Origin of the sequence: Nocardia sp. NPDC051787 (assembly GCF_040681325.1) — a bacterium.
In the GTDB taxonomy this organism is placed as follows: Bacteria; Actinomycetota; Actinomycetes; order Mycobacteriales; family Mycobacteriaceae; genus Nocardia.
In genome coordinates this window covers 34,778-49,525 of record NZ_JBFAYO010000035.1, presented here as the reverse complement: position 1 = coordinate 49,525, position 14,748 = coordinate 34,778, and the positions used below count along the sequence as shown (strand labels likewise).

The 14,748-nt window shown below is 67.7% G+C and carries 12 protein-coding genes; 4 read left to right on the top strand and 8 right to left on the bottom strand.

What is annotated here, in order from left to right; all coding sequences use genetic code 11:
• Window positions 1-73: 73 nt before the first annotated feature.
• Window positions 74-3,616 (bottom strand): hypothetical protein, encoded by a 3,543-nt coding sequence (locus AB0M45_RS28840; protein WP_364335668.1) that lies wholly within the window; start codon window positions 3,614-3,616, stop codon window positions 74-76.
• Window positions 3,617-3,931: 315 nt separating this feature from the next.
• On the opposite strand from AB0M45_RS28840, the gene mmuM reads away from it, so the two are divergent.
• Complete coding sequence (mmuM, locus tag AB0M45_RS28835; RefSeq protein ID WP_364335729.1) at window positions 3,932-4,870, top strand: homocysteine S-methyltransferase; 939 nt, start codon at window positions 3,932-3,934, stop codon at window positions 4,868-4,870.
• Window positions 4,871-4,895: 25 nt separating this feature from the next.
• On the opposite strand, the gene AB0M45_RS28830 is transcribed toward mmuM, so the two are convergent.
• Window positions 4,896-5,756: an RNA polymerase sigma factor gene (locus tag AB0M45_RS28830; RefSeq protein WP_364335666.1), complete on the bottom strand. Its 861-nt coding sequence runs from the start codon at window positions 5,754-5,756 to the stop codon at window positions 4,896-4,898.
• A gap of 105 nt (window positions 5,757-5,861) precedes the next feature.
• Window positions 5,862-6,734, bottom strand: a complete 873-nt coding sequence (locus tag AB0M45_RS28825) for a haloalkane dehalogenase (protein ID WP_364335664.1) — start codon at window positions 6,732-6,734, stop codon at window positions 5,862-5,864.
• Between the two features lie 148 nt (window positions 6,735-6,882).
• Here AB0M45_RS28825 and AB0M45_RS28820 point away from each other — a divergent pair, with 148 nt between their 5' ends.
• Together AB0M45_RS28820 and AB0M45_RS28815 are read left to right on the top strand one after the other, a co-directional pair.
• Window positions 6,883-7,074, top strand: coding sequence for a hypothetical protein (locus AB0M45_RS28820; protein WP_364335662.1), 192 nt, complete (start codon window positions 6,883-6,885; stop codon window positions 7,072-7,074).
• A gap of 335 nt (window positions 7,075-7,409) precedes the next feature.
• Entirely contained in the window at window positions 7,410-8,126 is a 717-nt protein-coding gene (locus AB0M45_RS28815) for an HNH endonuclease family protein (protein ID WP_364335660.1), read from the top strand.
• Between the two features lie 93 nt (window positions 8,127-8,219).
• Here the strand turns inward: AB0M45_RS28815 and AB0M45_RS28810 are convergent, their stop codons facing one another.
• Window positions 8,220-8,663, bottom strand: coding sequence for a hypothetical protein (locus tag AB0M45_RS28810; RefSeq protein ID WP_364335658.1), 444 nt, complete (start codon window positions 8,661-8,663; stop codon window positions 8,220-8,222).
• A gap of 86 nt (window positions 8,664-8,749) precedes the next feature.
• Here AB0M45_RS28810 and AB0M45_RS28805 point away from each other — a divergent pair, with 86 nt between their 5' ends.
• Window positions 8,750-9,556, top strand: a complete 807-nt coding sequence (locus tag AB0M45_RS28805; RefSeq protein ID WP_364335656.1) for a helix-turn-helix transcriptional regulator — start codon at window positions 8,750-8,752, stop codon at window positions 9,554-9,556.
• 43 nt (window positions 9,557-9,599) lie between these two features.
• On the opposite strand, the gene AB0M45_RS28800 is transcribed toward AB0M45_RS28805, so the two are convergent.
• The 4 genes from AB0M45_RS28800 to AB0M45_RS28785 form a co-directional block, all read right to left on the bottom strand.
• Window positions 9,600-10,523 carry a LysR family transcriptional regulator gene (locus AB0M45_RS28800; RefSeq protein WP_364335654.1) on the bottom strand — a complete coding sequence of 308 codons (924 nt, stop codon included), beginning with the start codon at window positions 10,521-10,523 and terminating at the stop codon, window positions 9,600-9,602.
• A gap of 78 nt (window positions 10,524-10,601) precedes the next feature.
• Window positions 10,602-11,804, bottom strand: a complete 1,203-nt coding sequence (locus AB0M45_RS28795; RefSeq protein ID WP_364335652.1) for an FAD-dependent monooxygenase — start codon at window positions 11,802-11,804, stop codon at window positions 10,602-10,604.
• Window positions 11,805-11,984: 180 nt separating this feature from the next.
• On the bottom strand, window positions 11,985-12,629 hold the full coding sequence (locus AB0M45_RS28790; RefSeq protein WP_364335650.1) for a PadR family transcriptional regulator: 645 nt from the start codon (window positions 12,627-12,629) through the stop codon (window positions 11,985-11,987).
• A gap of 59 nt (window positions 12,630-12,688) precedes the next feature.
• A complete protein-coding gene (locus tag AB0M45_RS28785; protein WP_364335648.1) occupies window positions 12,689-14,722 on the bottom strand; it encodes an MDR family MFS transporter in 2,034 nt (677 codons plus the stop codon).
• Window positions 14,723-14,748: the final 26 nt, after the last annotated feature.

Sequence of the window (14,748 nt, the reverse complement as noted above, 5' to 3'; positions counted from 1 at the left end):
TGTTCGCCGGTTGCGGGGGCCGGGGATCCGGCCCCACAGCTGACCGCTTGGGGCCGGGTGAAGGCGATAGGCGCTAGAGCTCGATAGTGCCGTCTCCCGGTCCCGGCGCGGGCATCGGTGTACGCCAAAGAGTTCCCATGAATTCCAGCATGCGCTGGCGCACATCGTTCCCGTAGGACGGATTGTTGCCCGCGGTGCCGATGGCCACGAAGTAGGCCGAACCGCGGCCGGTGCCACGCAGCACGGCCACGCTGGACGACATCGGCAGGTAATGCTTGCCGGGAATGTGGTTGTGCCCGCGAACAGCGACCGCCTGGATCGTGATCGACCGGAAGAGCCCATCCCAGTCGGCGTTGCTCGATGCGGTGGCGAAGTCGTCGTTCGTAGTGAGCGTGATGCCCTGGGAGGCCAGGGTCGTCGCCAGATCGGCCCAGCGTTGCTTGACAGCGGTGATGCGCGAATCGTCACCGGTGTATCCGCGCACGAAGTCCACTATCGGAAGATAGGCGACACGGCCGGTGGACTGGATGGCGCCACGGCCACGGAACTTGTAGAAGTCGGCCCCTTGCAGGAACGCCGTGGAACTGTCGATCGTGGTGGGCACACCAGTCGGCCAGACAGTGCCTTTCCATTCCGTGCGATCACGCACCGCCTGCGCGGTGGGCGCCAGCGTCCCGAAGACCGCGAGATAGATGGGATCGTGGAAGCAGGCGAAAGCGGTGCGGTTGCCATTGCTGGTGTTGTGGCTGCCCTTGGTGAAGGGGTTCTCGCCGGGGCGATGGATGACGAAGGAATCGAACGCGTACGACAGCCCGGGATGACCGTAACCGCCGACGGTTTCGGCACCACGGAACAGCAGCCGCCCACCGGTCTCGTGCAGGAACTTCGCCATCAGCGTGGCGAATTCGGGCAGCGCGATGCCGGGAACTCCGGCACCGCGGTCGGTCCCGACGATCGCCGGGAAAGCGTTCCAGGTTTCGGTGAACCGGTTGAGCGTATCGATGTCCATCGACATCGATAGCGGCCCCCAGCTGCCACGCCCGGCCAAGGTGGCGCTGAACCATCCGGCGAAGGTTTTGCCGGTGGTATCGAGGAAGTAGTTGTCGACGTCGGTGGCATCGAAGAATTCGACGGCGGCGGCTTGGCCGAGCTGGGTGTCGTTGGCCGCCGTGATCGGCACGGTTGTGCCCGGTGCCCGGGAGCGGTTGGTCGTGGAGGACCGGTCGCTCGGTGTGGTGCGGCCCGAGCCGAGCTCGACGGGGGGTTCGCCCGCACCGGCGCCACTACCGCCGGTGGCGGGGCCGCCGTACTCGGCACGGACTTCACGATCCGGTGCCGCGGTATTGCAATGTCCCAGTTCGGCTTCCGCGAACACACCGCGGGTCGGCATGGTGATCAGCCGTTCGGCCTGCGCCTCCGGCGGCGGGTCACCGATCACCGCGCCGGCGGCGGTCAGCGGGTAGGCGACATGGTTGCCGAACACCTCCAGCGGGGTCGGCATCGCGACATCCGCGAGTGTCTTGCCGCCCTGCCACGGCAGCGATTCGAAGGCGACGCTGATGTCGGCGGTCCGAGTAGCCAACATGATCGCCCGGTTGTAATAGGCGTTGTCGGTGTTGACGTGATCGATCAGGCGCTGCGCTGCCTGATATTCCTCCGGTGTCAGCGATTTCGCTGGGGACCAGGTGGGCCGCAGGTCAGCCGGGCGGGGGCCTGGTCTGCGGATGAAGGTAACGGTGTTGGACGCGCCATTGAGCGGGAAGTAGAAGTCGACGTCGGTGTCGTCGAGCAGCGAGACGGCACCGCCCGGATGGAAGGCCCTGATGGCGAGGCGGTCCATCCGCCATTCGTCATCGTCGTGCAGCACGAACTCGAATCCGACCAGATCCCGCCACGCGACCGGACCGCTGGACGGCTTCGCGATGAACCAGCACATCGCGGTGTCGTCGAGGCGCTCGCCGACATTGCCGTTGCGGGTCTCGGAGCCCTTTTCCCAGTGTTCGAGCAATGGCCGGGTTACCGTCGAATTCCCCTCCAGCACAATCAGCTTGACCACCGCCAGCTCGTCGGTCTTGTCCCGCAGGCCCTCTGAGGTGTACACACCGAATTCGAAGAGCGCGAACCGGATGTCGCCCTCCCAGAACTGGGGGATCGGCTTGTCCAGCTTCGCGGGGTCGACATTGTGCAGCGTTTGATTCCTGGCGGCCTGATCCTGCTTGACCAGGGCCGCGAACCCGGGCGCGAGCGTCGGATCCACCAGGACCGGTTCGAGCGCGGCCCGATGCCGCAGCAGTTCCGCCATGCCGAAAGTGGTGATCGCCGCCGGATACTTCACCAGCACCGCGGCACGTCGGCGAAGGAACTGCACCGTCACCCGATAGTGGCGCAGCACCTCGTAGTACAGGATGGTCAGCGTGTGCGCGCGGTTGTAGTTGACGAAGGTGCGGGTGTGAATCGACTCCTTCTCTTCCTGACCGACCTGGATCACCACCGTCGAATTCAGTTCTCGCTGTGCGTAACTTGCCTGGCAGAAGCTGTCGCTGAGTCGCTGCACATTCTGGACGATCAGCTCGCGGCTGCCCGCGCTGGTCGCGGTGCAGCCGCCCACGCTCCACGCGTCGCCGACGGCCGCACCGAGGCCGGCAAGGCCGAGCTTCGCGCCGCCGCTGCCGCCGCCGGAGTGCGCGACGCCGCCCATGAAAGTGGCGCCGTACTGCATTTCGCGCAGCCCGGCCTGGACGGTTTCGCTGATGGTGCGGTCGCGGTGCGTCTGGTGCAGCATGTCCTCGCCGGCCCCGGACCAGTCGATCACGCCGAGTTTCACCGACTCACCGGGAGCCAGCGGAATGCTGTAGAGGATCTCGCCCAGGGAATGCCCGAGCGCGCTCCAGGTGACCTTGTACTCATCGATGTAGGCGGCGCGATAGGGGTCGGGGATATCGATGCCCTGTGGGTCGTCGCTGAGCCGCACCACTTGCCGGGTGACGAACTGGTGCAGCGAGAGCGTTGCCGGGTAGCGGTTTTCGCAGCCGATCTCGCCGATCAGCTGGTTGGGGTCGGTCGCGAACGACGACGGGGACAACTGCCAGTCGGTGAGGCTCGGGTTCTGCATGGAGGACATGCCCGTCCCATAGTGCGGCGGCCGCGGACCCGGCCGCGGCACCACCAGCCTGCCGACCACCGCGCCGACGGTGAACCGCCCTTGGTCCAGGACGTCGATCCACGCCGAGCATCCATAGGGCAGAGCGCGGATGCTGATGGCCTCCTCGCCGCCACCGCCGTTGCGGCGCACCACCCCGGCGCGACGGAGGACCGCCTCGCTGTCGAGTTGGTGGCAGACCGGTGACGGCAGCCGGGTGAGGTCGTAGGACACATATCCCACGTGGTCGGTCCACAGCACACCGAGCGGCGCCGACCACTCGACGGACCGATCCGAGGCCGGCAGCGCCTCCAGGTCCCCCGCCGAGGCGGCCTCATCGATCCGGCCGCCAGCGGAACCGGGGTCGTACTGGGTGACAACGACCTCGGCGTAGATGGGATGGCGGGTGATCGGTCCGCCGGTTTCCTTGTCGATCAGATACAGCCCGAGATGGGTGAGGGAACCGAATTGCTTCATCACTCGATCCGTTCGACGCAGTATGGGCTTCGGACGGTATCCCCGCGAATCAGGCCTGATCCCGCGTAGTTCGCTACGCGAAATCCGCCTCGAACCCAGAAGCTGCGGTATCGCTCGCACTGCTGGTACTCGTTCCACCACGCGGGCTTGCCGTAGACCAGATCAGCGGCGATACCGTTGCTTCCATCGCTGCGAGCGGCGTATCCCGGCCCCGGTCTCGACGAAGCGGCGCGCACGATCGGAGACTCCGGCGCACGGCTGCCGTGTCGCCAGCGCGGCGTGCACTCATGGTCGAAGCACTAGAGTGGACCCGTGCTGTTGGACCCCGCGTCGGGGGTGCTGATCTCGGACGGCGGCTTGGCCACCGAGCTGGAGGCGCGCGGCCACGACCTGTCCGACGCACTGTGGTCGGCCCGGCTGCTGGGGGACGATCCCGCCGCCATCGAGGCCGTACACGCGGCGTACTTCCAGGCGGGCGCCGATATTGCGACCACCGCGAGCTATCAGGCTTCGTTCGACGGATTCGCCGCGCACGGGCTGAGCCGAGCGGAGTCGATCCGGCTACTGCGCCGCAGCGTGGAGCTGGCCCGCGCGGCGCGCGAGGCTTGCGCTGAAGAAAGGCCCCGATGGGTTGCGGCCTCGATCGGCCCGTACGGCGCGGCCCGTGCCGATGGATCGGAATATCGAGGACGCTATGGGCGCAGTGTGGCCGAACTACGGGCTTGGCATCGGCCGAGAATGGAGGTGCTGGCGGACGCGGGCGCCGATCTGCTCGCTCTGGAAACCGTTCCCGACATCGACGAAGCCGAGGCATTGGTCGACTTGGTAACCGACATCGGTGTGCCCGCGTGGCTGAGCTACACCATCAAAGGCACCCGTACCCGGGCAGGGCAGCCGCTCACGGACGCCTTCGCGGTGGCCGCCTCGTCGGACTCGATCATCGCTGTCGGCGTGAACTGCTGCGCGCCCGCCTATGTCACCGCCGCGATCGAATTCGCCACCGGCACCGGCAAACCCGTGGTCACCTACCCGAACAGCGGCGAATGCTGGGACTCCGCGCGCCATATCTGGACCGGCCCCGCCCAATTCACCCCGGAACACGCACACACCTGGGTCGCACGAGGTGCGCGCGTCATCGGCGGCTGCTGCCGCGTCGGCCCAGCCCAGATAGCGCGTCTCGCAATAGAACTCCGTGGAACGCCACCCTCGGGCGACCGCAATGCGTCTGCCCCTTCCAACCGACCTTCCGGTTGAGCACCCTGTCCGAGTTCCGAGCGGGTCAGTCCGCACCGAGCATGGGGAAGCGCCCCGAGCCGAGCAGGTCGGTGATCGCCTCCATTTTCGCCTGGGGCGCGGCGTAGTCCGGGTGTGCGCGCAAGACCGATGCCGCGTCGTGCAGGTGGATCATCTGCTGTTCGGCTTCGGCCGCGGTGCGACCGCCCGCGCTGACCGGATGGCGTGCGAACACCGGTTTGCGCGGGTCGACGCGACCGATGGCCAGCGCCTTGTCCACCCGGCGTGAGCAGCGGCAGAACGCCGCCGGGTCGACCAGGCCACAGGTCGCGTTCATGAAGTTGCCGAGCCGTTTCTTGGCGCGCTCCAGTCGTTTCCGGTAGGCGGCGGGGGTGATGCCGAGAACCCAGGCGGCCTCGGTGGAGCTCAGCTCGAAAACATCGCCCAGCACGAAGGCGATCCGCTCGTCGCGGCCCAAACACTGCAGCATGCCCTGACTACACGTGAGCCGCACCTCCGCGGTCAGCAATTGCGCCTCCGGACCCCGATAGTCTGCGTCCGCGAGCCCGTCGGCCAGTCCTTCCCGGTAGGCGTCCAGACTCAGCTGCGCGGCCTCCTGCGGGGTCTGCCGTCGCAGATTCAGCAGGTAGTTGACGCCGATGCGGTAGGCCCAGGTGAGCAGCTTCGCCTCGGCGCGCCAGGTGTGCAGGTGGTCGAGGACGCGCAGCAGGATGTCCTGTGTCGCGTCCTCGGCCTCGGCGGGCCGCCAGACCATGCGCAGGGCCAGCCGGTAGAGCGGGTCCTGCAACTGGCGCACCACCTGCGCGACGGCGTCCCGGTCGCCCGCGACCGCACGGGCGACGATGTCCTTCTCTTCCGCCGCGACCTGATCGTGCTCCGTGCCCATCCGGCCATCATTCGGCCTGTCTCGCGGCCGGCGCAAGCGGCACCGGTCCCCCCCGGCGTCGGAGCCGGTGCGGACTCCGTCGAGCCATTCGGCCAGAAGCCCGCGTCACGCTCGTGCGGCCGCGCCGAGCAGAGCGTGCCGGTCCAACCAGTCCGCGACCGCGCGGCCGATTTCGTCCGGCCGGTCCTCCGGCGCGTGGTGCCCGGCCGGACCGATCGGCGCCACCTCGGCGCTCGCGAAGGTGCTCGCGGCCCAGTCGATCACCTCCGGGGAACCCAAGCCGACGCCGTTCTCCAGCGCCATCAGCAATGTGGGCACCTCGGGCGTTGCCGCCGCCCACGCGCCGTACTCGCGCACGATGGCGACCACGTCGGCGGGTTCCCCGTCGAGCGGGAACTCCCGCGGCCACACCAGCAGCGGCTTGCGCGACGCCGGGGTCGGGTACGGCGCGCGGTACACGTCGTGGTCCTCGGCGGCGAGGTCGGCGACGCCCTTCGGCAGGTTGAACTCGATGAAGGTGTTCTCCTCCAGGATCATTCGCTCACCTTCGGCGGACCGGAACTTGCGGAACAGCTCAGCGCCGAGCGGGGGCAGTTCGTCCCAGGCCATCGGCCGCAAGAAGGTCTCGATCAGCGCGATGCCACGCACCCGGCCGGGATGCCGGGCGGCCCAATGCATGCCGAGCGCGCCGCCCCAGTCGTGGCCGACCAGGACCACTTGGTCCAGCCCGAGCGCGTCGAACCAGGCATCCAGGTAGGCGGCGTGATCGGTGAAGCGGTAGCCGCTGTCGGGCTTGCCCGACTCCCCCATCCCGATCAGGTCGGGCGCCAGCGCTCTGGTTCGATCGGCGACGTGGGGAATCACATTGCGCCACAGGTACGACGAGGTCGGATTTCCGTGCAGGAACACCACCGGGGTGGCACCCACGCCGGTGTCGCGGTAGTTGAGAAACGAGTCGAGTACTTCGACGGTGGGCATGATGTCGTCCTTCCAAGGTCCGGATTGCTTGCCTTCACCAGGTTTCGACACACGATCACGGGGGCCTGTGACCGACCGCATAGTGACACTCGTCACAGTTGTCTATGCTCCGCTGCGGCGTGTATATCCGTAGTCATGCAGTAGATGCATGGCGGAAACTGAAGATCATCTGAGAAATTTTCCGGAACATGCGAACGAACTTGCCAATCGACGCCTCGGCTATCTACTGTCTCGATACGTAGAAAAAAGCATGATCGAGATGGAGCGAAACGGTGCTGGTGCGCAAGCGACTACAGGTCGCCCGACGCACCAGCGCCAGCCGGATCCCGATCATCCCTGATCGTCACGAGTGAGTCCGGAGCAGGTGCGGCTCGACACCTCGGGACCTCCCCCTCATCAGCCCCGTGGTGTCGTACCAGTGCGGTCTTCGGAGTGGACAACCATCCGCACAACCGCGCAGCTCCCCAGGTCTCCTCGTGATAGACCGCCCCCGAGTCGGCGCCGGCACGGCGATTCGGGGGCGGGCCCACTCCTGCGGTCCAACCACCTTGGCGCACCAGTCCGATCCGGGCAGCTGTGCCGAATCTCATATGCGCCGTTCGTTTGTGTCGGCGCGGTCAATGGATACTTTGACGCCGGTTACAGTTTCCGGTGGGTTCGGCGTTAGGAAGTTCGATGAAATCCACAGCACACCGCCTGGCCCTGATCAGCGTTATGGTCGCGACTTCCCTCGGACTGGTCTCCTGCTCCTACCTCGGAACCAGCGAATCGACCGCCGCGACAGGTTGCGGTCCCGGCGGTAAGGCGTGCACCGCCGCCATACCCAGCCGCGACGCCCTCGCCCTCCTGGATTCCCTGCGCGTCACGGACCGCGCCGCCAAAACCGGTTACAGCCGGGAGGAATTCGGCCCGCCTTGGTCCGACAACGTGTCGGTGCCCGGCGGCAACAACGGCTGCGACACCCGCAACGACATCCTGCAGCGCGACCTGACCGACGTGACGTTCAAGTCGGGCAAGTGCATCGTCGCGACCGGCATGCTCGACGACCCTTATACGGGCAAGACCATTCACTTCAAGCGCGGCGCGAAGTCATCCGACGATGTGCAGATCGACCATGTCATCGCGCTCTCCGATGCCTGGCAGAAAGGCGCCCAGAAGCTTTCCGCCGAACGCCGCCGCGACCTGGCGAACGATCCGCTGAACTTGCAGGCCGCGGACGGCCCCACCAACCAGTCCAAGAGCGACTCCGACGCGGCCGAGTGGCTGCCGCCGAACAAGGGCTTCCACTGCGCCTACGTAACCAGGCAGATTCAAGTGAAGGCGGCCTACCAGCTCTGGGTTACCCAGTCCGAAAAGGACGCAATGGCCCGGGTACTGAGCACCTGCCCGTAAACCGTCGCGCGTGCGTGTGTCGCACGCTCGGTCGGCAGTCGGGTGATTGCTCACGCGACGTTGCCCTCGCGGGGCTTCCCGTGGCGGCATTCATCACGCGACTCCGATGTACTGGTGGTCCCAGCGGATCCGGCCGGCGTTGTCCAGCGCGATGACGTCGTATCCGCCACCGGCCACCGCACCATCGGACTTGCTCACCATGTGCCAGGTCAGGCCGATCAGGTTCACCGACAGGCGCACCGCCGGCCCCTGCACCGCAAACACGTGCTCGCCCGGGGCGACGAACTCGTCGTACGCGCGGTCGACGCGGCGATCCAGCGCTTCGTAGCCACGGATCTCCACGGTCGGGACCGGAAAGGACAGCGCGGCCAGCGCTTCGCGCATCGCCTGCGGCGGGTCGACCAGCACGTGGGCGCCGTCCGCCGACCACAGCTGCCGGATCAGCCGGTGTCTGGCCTCGGCGTCGGGCTCGTTCCACAGCGCGACGTACCGCTCGGCGAAGTGCATCAGTTCTTGCTCATCGAGTTGCTTGCTCATGCGGCACAGCTTTGCCGGTCGTGGCGATCGTGTGCGATTCCCCGCAGGGTATGGCGGGTGAGGGTCCCGCGAACAATACTGCTGCTATGACCACGGCGACGGAACCCACCGGGTTCGCCCGGCAGCTCAGGCATTGGCGGACGCTGCGCCGGGTCAGCCAACTCGACCTCGCGATCCGCGCCGACACCACGCAGCGCCACCTGAGCTTCCTGGAGCAGGGACGTTCCCGACCGGGACGTACAATGGTGGTGCGCCTGGCCGAATCGCTGGACCTCTCGCTGCGCGAGCGCAACGGACTGTTGCTCGCCGCGGGCTACGCGCCGATCTTCCCCGAATCAGAGCTCCAGACCATGGAATTGGCGCCGGTGCTGGAAGCGCTGCACGCCATCCTGGACGGTCATCTGCCCTACCCGGCGCTGGTCGTGCGGCCCTACGGCATCCTGCTCGCCGCCAACGCCGCTTTCGACGTGCTCACCGAGGGCGCCGCGCCGTGGCTGCTGGAACCTCCGGTCAACGTGCTCCGGCTCGCGCTGCACCCTGATGGCTTGGCCGCCCGCGTGGTCAACCTGCCGGAATGGGGCAGGCATATCACCGAGGCGCTGCGCGGCCGGATGGCGCGCAGTCCCGACCGTGCCTTGGACGAACTGATCACCGAGCTCGAAGGCTATCTGCCGCACGCCCATCCGGGCCCGGACCACTTGGGCTTCGCGGTGCCGCTGCGCCTGCGCTGCGACGACGGCGAGTTGCGCTTGATCACCACACTCACCTCGTTCGCCACCGCCGTCGACATCACGCTCGCCGAACTTCAGCTGGAGGCGTTCCTCCCCGGCGACGAGCAGACCGCGCGCATTCTGCGCGACCGCGCCACGCGGCGCCGGCGCTCTCAGCGATAAGCCGCAGCACACGGACGCCCGCGGGTGCGTCGCTCACAGCCGCTCACCACTGCCTGGCCGCCGCGATCAGTCGCTGGTACACCAGCTCGACGTGCTGGCGGGCCGCCGCGCCGGGCCGGCGCACCAGGAATCCCGTGTTGATCGGTGGGTCGTCCGGTTCCAGCAGCGCGACCAGCGCCCTCGAATCCACTTCGGCCGCACAGAGATAACGCGGCAGCACGCTGATACCCGCGCCAGCCGCGACCGCCGCGGTGACCGCGCGCAGGTCGGCGACGACGAGCGCCGCCTCCGCGGTGAGCCGGATGCCGAAGACGTGCCGCCAGTACCTTCGCAGGATCGGCAGATCCGGCGCATAGCTGATCAGCGGGACATCCGACAGCGCGACCGGTCCCTTGTCACGCAGCAGCCCGGTGTCGATCCGCGCGGCGACCGACGGCGCGGCCACCAGGACGAATTCCTCGTCGAACAGCGGTTCGGCGACCAGTGTCCGGCCTCTGGGCCGAACCGTGGACAGCACCAGGTCGTAGTGTCCGGCGCGCAACCCGCCGAGCAGGTCGTCGGTCAATCCCGCGTCGACCATCATCCGCACACCCCGGCCGACCAGTGGCGCCAGCGCCGGGAGCGCGTGCACCGCAAGGAGTTCGGCCGGACCGGCCAACCGCACCGCGGGCTGCGGCGCGGGCTCGGCACGACGGGCCGGACCCGCCACGGTGTCCAGCGCGTCCAGCGGTGCGGCGATCCGCGCCGCCAGCTCGGTCGCGGCGGCGGTCGGCGCCACCCCGCGCGGCAGCCGGTCGAACAGCCGCGCGCCGAGCCGCTTCTCCAACGCCTGCAACTGACCGGTGACCGTCGGCTGGGACAGTCCCACCAACCGCGCCCCCGCCGTGATCGACCCCGCGCGGTGCACGGCCAGGAAGGTGCGGAGTTGATTCAGATCGACATTCCCATCGGAATCCCTATCATCCACCGCGCAAGTCTATTCCTTGCCCGATACCACCGGCTGTTCGAAGTCCTGCTGGTCCGGTGGACCGGCAGGACTTCGCCACTAGGCCGCCGCGAGTTCGCTGTCCGCGGGCGCGTCCCAGTCAATCCGGTAACGCTGCTCGGGACCCATGGTCTTCTCCGGGTTCATCACCGTCTTGACCATGATCGGGGCGAGCAGCTGCATCATCTTGCGGGTCACCGGCCCCGGCGTCTTGCTGTGGTTGATCTTCGCCGCACGCGCCGCGACACCCTCCACCCGGCCGCGCCGCAGACGCTCGTAGACGGCGAACGCCTCCGGCGCGGGCAGATCGCGCAGGCAGCGGGCCAGCTGCACGGCGCTCTCGATGGCCAGCGAGGCTCCCTGACCGGAACTGTTGGACGGCGCGTGCACCGCGTCGCCGACCAGCACCATTCGTCCGCGGTACCAGTGCGGCACCGACGGCATGATGTGCAGTGCCCCGACCACCTCCAACTGCTCCTCGGTGGTGCGCCGGGCAAGTTCACCACCCGGGGTGTCCTCGGCGTAAGTCTCGCGCAGAATCTTCAGCCACTGCGCGCTGGGGATGGCCCGCGCCGCGGTGAGCGACAAGTACTCCTTGTGCGGCAAGTTGGGAGCCCATGCCACGCGCCCGTCCCCGAGCGGCCAGTACAGGTAGTACGCGCGCTTGCCGTACGCGAAAGTCATGGTGTCAGCGGGGATGTCGGCGTCGCACTCGGTGATCGCGCCGAAGCCGAGCATGCCGGTGTAGTCGGGGCCCGGCGCGTTCGGGTCGATCAGCGTGCGCACGGTCGAGCGGATGCCGTCGGCGCCGACCAGCACGTCGGCAGCGGCGGTGCTGCCGTCGGTGAACCGCGCGGTGACGCCCGACTCGTCCTCGCGCACGTCGGCCAGGCGCTTGTTGTACTCGAACGGGACCCCCGCCGCGACCGCGTGCCGGTGCAACACCTGGTGCAGTTCGCTGCGATCGACCAATTGCAGCGGCGGCACATCGGACAGGGTGGGCAGGGACAGCCGCTTGTCTCCCATGGACATGGTCATCCCCGTGACCGGCAGCGCGATATCGCGCACGGGATCGCCCGCTCCGATGATGTCGAGCGCGGCGATGCCGTTCGGCGCGAGCGCGAGCCCGCTGCCGATGCCGTAGGACGGGCCGGGATAGGCCTCGTAGACGCGGGCGTCGATGCCCGCTTTGCGCAGGGCCGTCGCGACGACGGGTCCGGCGATGCCGCCCCCGATGACCAGGGCGGTACGTGTTGTGGACATAGGTGTCTCCAGGATTCGTGCGATACGGGTTTCGATTGCCCGAACCGACCCGCGCGCCATCCACCCGGTTATCCTGTGGTTGCCAGCCTTGTAGCCGGGTGCGCGTTCGCGGGCGCGGTTCGAGACTGTTCGATCGGACTCGGCGGTGGTGTTGCCGCACCTCGCCGGGTCCGGTCTCGGCTAGTTCTCGGCGATCCCCCTCTCCACCAGTCCGGCGACCTCGGACGGGCGCATGCCACGGTCGTGCCACTCCCGCCACTGCGTCAGCCCCGGGAAGGTGCCGTCGGTCAGCTCGTCGCGCAAGGAACGCGTCCATGCCGCTTCGGCTTCCAGCATGGCCACCCCGAACTCGGTCTCGACGATGAACAGTCGCGGCAGTGTCGTGCTGAGTTGGTCGAGTTCGCGGCGCACCGCCGCGATGGTCTGATCCAGTGCGTCGATGCGTTTGCCGAGCAGCTCGATCACTTCCTCCGGCGGCAGCACCGCGAGAATGGACAGGCCCGCCAGGAAGCGGTGGTGTTCCGGCTCCGGCGTGGACAGCAGTTCCCTGGTCCAGTCGGCCATCTCGGCGCGGCCCGCGTCGGTGATCTGGTAGATCACCCGCTCCGGCCGCGCGCCCTCGCGTTCACTGCCGACGACCTCGAGGAATCCGACCTTGGCCATGTTCTGCACGACGGTGTAGAGCGAACCCCACTTGATCGCCATGTCGTGTTCCTTGCCCCGCTCACGCAGGGTCTGCGCGATCTCGTAGCGATGCATCGGCCGCTCGACCATCACGGACAGCACCGCGAGCGCCAGCAGGTTGTCGACCTTGCGTTTCTTCATCGCGGCACCTCCTTACTCGTCTACGAATATACGTGCACGAGTATTACACCGCAAGAGGCTCAGGCGGGCACCGACTCCTCCTCGCGCGCCTGGTCTTCCAGCAGCTTGGTGGCGATGTTCGTCAGCGCCTGGTCCAGCAGCGCGCGGTCGGTGGGATCGGCTGCGTTCCAATCGTCGAGCCTGCTGTCCAGCCAACGCCGCCACGCGGCTTTGATCCGGTCGAGTTCGGCGGCGCCGAAATCGGTGAGCCTCAACCGTTTGCCCTCCCTGCTCAGGTAGCCCTCCGCGCCGACCTGGTCGTAGATCGGTTCGATCACCTCGTCGGGCAGATGGTGCGCCCGCGCGATCGCGGCCAGCGTGGCGTCGCCCGTGATGCGGTCGCGCAGATACACCTGACCGAGCGCCCACGCCTCACCGGGCGTGAGGTCGCTGTCCGCGTCGGCGAGAATGCGCGGGCCGATCGGCTGCTCGTCCCGCGCTTTGCGCATCGCCGCCGCGACCGCCCGTTCCAACTGCACCAGTCGATCGGGCGAATCGGGTACCGAAAACCCTTCGCCCACATCGTCCGCGCCCGCCCGCGCGCTGTCCCGCAACGGCACCTCCGGGAGAAACCAGGCGACCACGAATCCGGCCAGCGCGACCGGAACCACCCAGAAGAACACGTGATCGATCGAGGTCGTGTACGCGTCGATGATCGGTGCCGACTGCTCGGCGGGCAGTGCGCGCAGCGCCTGCGGGTCGACCGCGACCTCCGGCGCCACCACACGCACCCGCGTCAGCGCGTCGGTCAGGTTCGGGCCGATCTCGTTGCTGTACAGCGTGCCGAAAATTGCCGTGCCGAACGCGCTTCCGAGCGTCCGGAAGAAGGTGACCCCGGAGGTCGCGGTGCCCAGCTGGGTATAGGGCACGGTGTTCTGCACGACGATGGTGAGCACCTGCATGGCCGAGCCGATACCGAGTCCGAGTACCAGCATGTACAGCGATTCCAGCCAGACGCCGGTGGTCCGGCCCATGGTGGACATCAGATACAACCCGATCGCCATGACCAGCGTGCCCGCGATCGGGAAGTACCGGTAGCGCCCGGTCTTGCCGACCACTTGACCGGACAGGATCGAGGTGGCGAGCAGACCGGCCACCAGCGGCAGCGTGCGCACGCCGGACATGGTCGCCGACACCCCGTCGACGTATTGCAGATACGCGGGCAGATAGGTCATCGAGCCGAGCATCGCGAAGCCGACGATGAAGCTGAGGACCGAGCACACCGTGAACACGCGACTGCGGAACAACCCCATCGGCAGCATCGGCTCCCCTGCCCGCAATTCCACGGCGACGAACGCGCCCAGCAGGATCGCCGCCGCGACGAACAGACCGATGATCATCGACGAACCCCACGCGTATTGCTCCCCACCCCATTCCAATCCGAGGATCAGACAGGAGACACCCAGCGCCACCAACCCGATACCGGCGTAGTCGATGATCGGCTTGGCGGCGGCGCGCACCCGCGGGATGGTGCGTGCCGCCAGGGCGATCATGAGCACCGCGACCGGCACGTTGACATAGAAGCACCAGCGCCAGCTGGCGTGGTCGGTGAACAGACCGCCCAGCGTCGGCCCGATCACCGTGGTCACACCGAACACCGCCCCCAGCGCGCCCTGGTATTTGCCGCGCTGCCGCAGCGGAATGATGTCGGCGATCAGCGCCATCGAGGTGACCATCAACCCGCCGGCACCGAAACCCTGGATCCCGCGGGCGACGACCAGCAACAGCATGCCGCCCGCCAGGCCGGCCACCATCGAGCCGACGATGAAGATCAGCCCGCTGATCTGGAACACCAGCTTGCGCCCGAACAGGTCGCCGAGCTTCCCCGCCAGCGCCGTGGCCACCGCCTCGGCGAGCAGGTACGACGTGACCAGCCACGCCATATGTCCCGCTCCGCCCAGGTCGGCGACGATGGTGGGCAGCGCGGTGGAGACGATGGTCTGGTCCAGTGCCGCCATCAGCATGCCGAGCACGATCGTGCCGAACACGATGTTCGTCTTGGCCCTGCTCATAGGAGCAGCCGGGTCATCGGCGACAGCAACCGCACCGGTCATCAGCCCAGTATGGGACGTTGCCGCCG